Origin of the sequence: Streptococcus intestinihominis (assembly GCF_046824975.1) — a bacterium.
Taxonomy (GTDB): domain Bacteria; phylum Bacillota; class Bacilli; order Lactobacillales; family Streptococcaceae; genus Streptococcus.
In genome coordinates this window covers 535,419-537,874 of record NZ_JBKQBL010000001.1, presented here as the reverse complement: position 1 = coordinate 537,874, position 2,456 = coordinate 535,419, and the positions used below count along the sequence as shown (strand labels likewise).

The following is a 2,456-nucleotide window of genomic DNA, read 5'->3' as shown; positions in this document are numbered from 1 at the left end:
TCCTGAGAAAAGAGTCTCTTTAGCTGCTCAAGCAAAGAGGGATTATGATACCAAGTTTAGCTATCCTATCTTTTTAGACAACTATCGCAACTTTTACCAATTCATGAGGAAGGGTTCAAAATGAAAAAAGTAATGTTGGTGTTTGGGACGCGTCCAGAAGCCATTAAAATGTGTCCTTTGGTGAATGAACTCAAGCAGCACAATGCGATTGAAACTGTAGTCTGTGTAACAGGGCAACACAAGGAAATGTTAGAACAGGTCTTGGATGTCTTCCAAGTTACTCCAGATTATGATCTTGGTATCATGAAGGCCAACCAAACCTTGTTCACCATCACGACCTCTATTTTAGAGAAAATCCAACCAGTCTTAGTGCAGGAGCAACCTGATATTGTCCTCGTCCATGGGGACACCACCACCACCTTTGCGACAGCTTTGGCGGCCTTTTATATGGGCATCAAAGTAGGGCATGTGGAAGCAGGCTTACGGACATACAACCTTCAAAGCCCTTATCCCGAGGAGTTTAATCGTCAGGTTACTTCCATTGTGGCAGACTATAACTTTGCACCGACCCAAGTTTCAAAAGACAACCTCTTAAAAGAGGGGCGCACCAATATCTTCGTTACAGGAAATACTGTTATTGATGCCTTAAAAACAACGGTAAAAGAAGACTACGACCACCCTATATTGGAGTGGGCAAAAGGGAGCAAGCTCATCATGTTGACGGCTCATCGTCGTGAAAATCTTGGAGAACCAATGGAACACATGTTCCGTGCGGTCAACCGGATTTTGGATGAGTTTGAAGATGTCAAGGTGGTCTATCCCATCCACAAAAATCCAAAGATCAGAGAATTGGCTAGCAAGATTTTTGGAGAGAATGAGCGAATGAAAATCATTGAGCCCTTGGAAGTGATTGATTTTCATAATTTCATGAACCAAAGCTATATGATTTTGACAGACTCAGGTGGCGTCCAAGAAGAAGCACCTTCTTTAGGAAAGCCTGTCCTTGTCATGCGCGACACGACAGAGCGTCCAGAAGGTGTGGCTGCAGGGACTCTGAAATTGGTCGGAACAGAAGAAGAAGCCATCTATCGCAATTTTAAGCTCCTTCTGGAAGACCAAGACGAATACAAAAAGATGAGCCAGGCAAGTAATCCTTACGGGGATGGAACAGCTTGTCAACAGATTGTAGAAATTATTATGAAGGGATTAGCATAATGGAAAAGGTTTCGATTGTCATACCGGTCTATAATGTCGAGGAGTATTTACAATATAGTGTCGGTAGTCTTAGACAACAGACCTATTCAAATATTGAAATCATCCTGGTCGATGATGGATCAACTGATCGTTCAGGAGAAATTTGTGACCAGTATGCTCAGGAAGATGACCGTATTCGAGTGCTCCATCTTCAAAATGGAGGATTATCTAATGCTCGAAATACAGGAGTAAAAGCTGCGACAACTGACTGGATTATCTTCCTTGATTCAGATGATTATTATGACATTAGAACAGTCGAATATTTGGTTGGCTTAAAAGAACAGTATAAAGTTGACCTTGTATCGACACCGGTTATTGAAGTCAGAAATCATGAGGACAAGGATTTTTCAGGAGATCTAAATGAAAAAAGTTCAAGGAAATTAGATCGTCATACAGCCCTCAAAGAAATGTTCTATGGTCACCACGTTGGAACTCATTCAGGAGGAAAACTCTACAAGAAAGAGATCTTGCTCCAATACCCCTATCCAGAAGGAATGATCTACGAAGATTTGGCTGTTGCTTATGAACATATTGCTTGTTGTGAGGAAATTGCAGTTAGCGATCTAAATCTTTATAAATACTATCGAAGACCAGGGAGTATCGTCAATTCTTCTTATAGCGATCGGCTCATGGATTTCTACAAGGCCATGGAATGGAACAGAGCCTATGTCGAGCGAGACTATCCTGATGATCCGGAAATGAAAAAAGCGCTCAATACCCGCTATGTCTTTAATGGCTTGCATGTGGTCCATGCTATGCTGGGTTCTCATATGTATGATCAGGTTAACAAAATTCGCAAAGAGTATCGTCGCTATTGGAAAGATATTCTAATCAATTCACATATTACAAGAAAAAATAAACTCAAATACCTTCTTTTGCTCCTTTCTCCTCATTTGTATCAAAAGGTAAGAGCAAGACTAGGCTAGATTGCTAAATAGCCATGTTCTAGAGAAGGAAAAAGAGAAATATCAGGAGGTTTAGGATGATTTATGCAGGGATTTTAGCAGGTGGGACAGGCTCACGGATGGGGATTACGGATATGCCCAAACAATTTTTGGATTTGGGTGGACGTCCTATTTTAATCCACACGGTTGAGAAGTTCTTATTGGTCCATGAGATTCAAAAGATTGTATTGGGAATTCATCCGGACTGGGTGACCTATACCGAAGATCTGGTAGACAAATACTTGGCTTCTTATAAGG

3 protein-coding genes are annotated in these 2,456 nt (G+C 41.2%); all 3 read left to right on the top strand.

Annotation, left to right across the window (positions count from 1 at the left end; translation table 11 throughout):
- Window positions 1–120 precede the first annotated feature (120 nt).
- Window positions 121–1,215: a non-hydrolyzing UDP-N-acetylglucosamine 2-epimerase gene (wecB, locus tag ACLOR3_RS02665; RefSeq protein ID WP_411400160.1), complete on the top strand. Its 1,095-nt coding sequence runs from the start codon at window positions 121–123 to the stop codon at window positions 1,213–1,215.
- Complete coding sequence (locus tag ACLOR3_RS02660; protein ID WP_272080896.1) at window positions 1,215–2,180, top strand: glycosyltransferase family 2 protein; 966 nt, start codon at window positions 1,215–1,217, stop codon at window positions 2,178–2,180. The genes wecB and ACLOR3_RS02660 overlap by 1 nt, the downstream gene beginning before the upstream one ends.
- 56 nt (window positions 2,181–2,236) lie before the next feature.
- Window positions 2,237–2,456, top strand: a 220-nt coding sequence (locus tag ACLOR3_RS02655) for a 2-C-methyl-D-erythritol 4-phosphate cytidylyltransferase (RefSeq protein ID WP_412036967.1), incomplete at its 3' end; no start/stop codon positions are given.

What these genes read in the sequence shown, in the direction of transcription:
- wecB (WP_411400160.1), top strand. Translation starts at nt 121, where the DNA reads ATGAAAAAAGTAATGTTGGTGTTTGGGACGCGTCCAGAAGCCATTAAA.
- ACLOR3_RS02660 (WP_272080896.1), top strand. Translation starts at nt 1,215, where the DNA reads ATGGAAAAGGTTTCGATTGTCATACCGGTCTATAATGTCGAGGAGTAT.